Origin of the sequence: Halomonas ventosae (assembly GCF_004361885.1) — a bacterium.
GTDB lineage: Bacteria > Pseudomonadota > Gammaproteobacteria > Pseudomonadales > Halomonadaceae > Halomonas > Halomonas ventosae_C.
In genome coordinates this window covers 350-2,745 of sequence record NZ_SNWH01000048.1, presented here as the reverse complement: position 1 = coordinate 2,745, position 2,396 = coordinate 350, and the positions used below count along the sequence as shown (strand labels likewise).

The window sequence follows — 2,396 nt, the reverse complement described above, 5'->3', positions numbered from 1 at the left end:
CGAAGCCACGGGTTTGACGACTGCCGATGTGGAAGCCCTGCGTGCCGAAGACAGGCACTGATCTTCCACACCGGAGCTATAAACTATGGGACACAGGACACAAACTATGGGACACCCACTTACTTGACGGCTCATCAAACTAAGGGACACCCACTTTGTTCTTGACGCCAAAAACAAAGGACACCCACTTTGTTCTTCCCACTTTGTTCTTTGACGCTGTTGCCCAACCGAGCACCGGGGATGGAGCTTCCCCACGAAAACTAAGGGACGCCCACTTCACAAACTAAAGGACACCCACTTTGTTCTTGACGTCCTCCCGGTAGCGGCTAGCCTGATTCTCAGGCTCTCCGACGAGGCACGCCCCATGACACAACCCCGCGCCGCCCTGGTGTCGCTCGACACCACGCCCTGGTACCACCTGGTCAACCGCTGCGTGCGCCGCGCCTTCCTGTGCGGCACCGATGCCGTCAGCGGGCAGAGCTACGAACATCGCCGCGGCTGGATCAGTGATCGGCTGCACCAGCTGGCCGGCGTGTTCGCCATCGACGTGGCGGCCTACGCGGTGATGAGCAACCACTACCATCTGGTGGTGCGGGTGGATGTGGAGCGTGCCGCTGAGTGGAGCGACGACGAGGTGCTGCGCCGCTGGACGATGCTGTTCAGCGGCCCCTTGCTGGTGCAACGCTATTGCGCCGGGGCGGATCAGCTGCCGGCGGAGGTAGCGGCGGTCAAGGCGCTGGCCGCGACCTACCGCGAGCGGCTGACGGATGTCTCCTGGTTCATGCGGCTGCTCAACGAAGCCATCGCCCGCCAGGCCAATGCCGAGGACAACGTGAAAGGGCGCTTCTGGGAAGGGCGCTTCAGGAGCCAGGCGCTGCTCGACGAGGCGGCGATTCTCAGCGCCATGGCCTATGTGGACTTGAACCCCATCCGTGCCGGCATGGCCGAAACGCCCGAAGCCTCCGCGCATACCTCGGTCGCCGAGCGCCTGGTGGCACTGCCGAGTGACGCCGAGCGGGAGAACGGGCAGGAGAGGGCAGCCACTGCCGAGGCCGGGCCGCTCGATGCCCCGGACGCCCCGGCGGTTCGCGTGCCGGCCTGGTGTGATGCGCTACCGCTGCAGCCCTTGATGCCCTTCGATGCCACCGCCCAGCTGCCCAACGCGATTCCGTTCAGTTTCGAGGATTACCTCGAGCTGGTCGAGAACACCGGGCGCTGCCAGCGGCCCGACAAGCGCGGGCGGATTGACGGCCACGTCCCCAAGCTGCTCGACCGGCTGGGCATCGACCCCGAAGCCTTCATCGCCGCCTCCACCACGCTGCTCACGCGTTTCGGCAGCGCCGTGGGCACGCCCCAGAGCCTCACCGCCTGCTGTGCCGAGCGCCAGGCCCGGCACCTGCGCGGGATGCGCGCCGCGCAGGAGGTGTTCGAGCGCCGCGCGGCGTGAGGGGGGAGTAGCGCAGTGGAGTGGCTTGAAGGTACCGTTGCGGCGAGGCGTGGTAAGCTACCAAAAGGAAAGGACAGCCACTTTGTTGCCGCCACTTTGTTGACCGTCAGAGGAGGCAAGGGCGCTGGGCGCGAAAAGGAAAGGACAGCCACTTTGTTGCCGGCCACTTTGTTGACCGTCAGAGGAGGCAAGGGCGCTGGGCGAGGAGCTGCTCAAGGCCGATCGCCTGGGCTTGCCGGAAGGCCCGCTGCTCGCCTGGATCACTTTCTTCACGCACTGGCAGGAGGATCTCACCATGGCCAAGGTTGCCCACGAGCCGGTCAAGAAGGCGATGAGCCGTATCCGCGAACTTGGCGCGGATGAGGAAGCGCGTCGGCTGGCCTTCGTGCGTGAGAGGGCGCTTCTGGGAAGGGCGCTTCAGGAGCCAGGCGCTGCTCGATGAGGCGGCGATTCTCAGCGCCATGGCCTATGTGGACTTGAACCCCATCCGTGCCGGCATGGCCGAAACGCCCGAGACCTCCGCGCATACCTCGGTCGCCGAGCGCCGAAAGGAAAGGACAGCCACTTTGTTGCCGCCACTTTGTTGACCGTCAGAGGAGGCAAGGGCGCTGGGCGAGGAGCTGCTCAAGGCCGACCGCCTGGGCTTGCCGGAAGGCCCGCTGCTCGCCTGGATCACTTTCTTCACGCACTGGCAGGAGGATCTCACCATGGCCAAGGTTGCCCACGAGCCGGTCAAGAAGGCGATGAGCCGTATCCGCGAACTTGGCGCGGATGAGGAAGCGCGTCGGCTGGCCTTCGTGCGTGAGAGGGCGCTTCTGGGAAGGGCGCTTCAGGAGCCAGGCGCTGCTCGATGAGGCGGCGATTCTCAGCGCCATGGCCTATGTGGACTTGAACCCCATCCGTGCCGGCATGGCCGAAACGCCCGAGACCTCCGCGCATACCTCGGTGG

The 2,396-nt window shown here is 65.2% G+C and carries 2 protein-coding genes and 1 pseudogene; all 3 read left to right on the top strand.

Features of this window, described 5'->3' with window-relative positions:
- The first annotated feature begins 364 nt into the window (after positions 1-364).
- Complete coding sequence (locus tag DFO68_RS15290) at positions 365-1,447, top strand: transposase (RefSeq protein WP_133484459.1); 1,083 nt, start codon at positions 365-367, stop codon at positions 1,445-1,447.
- Between the two features lie 295 nt (positions 1,448-1,742).
- On the top strand, positions 1,743-1,889 hold the full coding sequence (locus tag DFO68_RS15585) for a hypothetical protein (protein ID WP_166637593.1): 147 nt from the start codon (positions 1,743-1,745) through the stop codon (positions 1,887-1,889).
- 365 nt (positions 1,890-2,254) lie between these two features.
- Positions 2,255-2,396 (top strand): annotated as a pseudogene (locus tag DFO68_RS15895) (transposase); the annotation flags it as partial.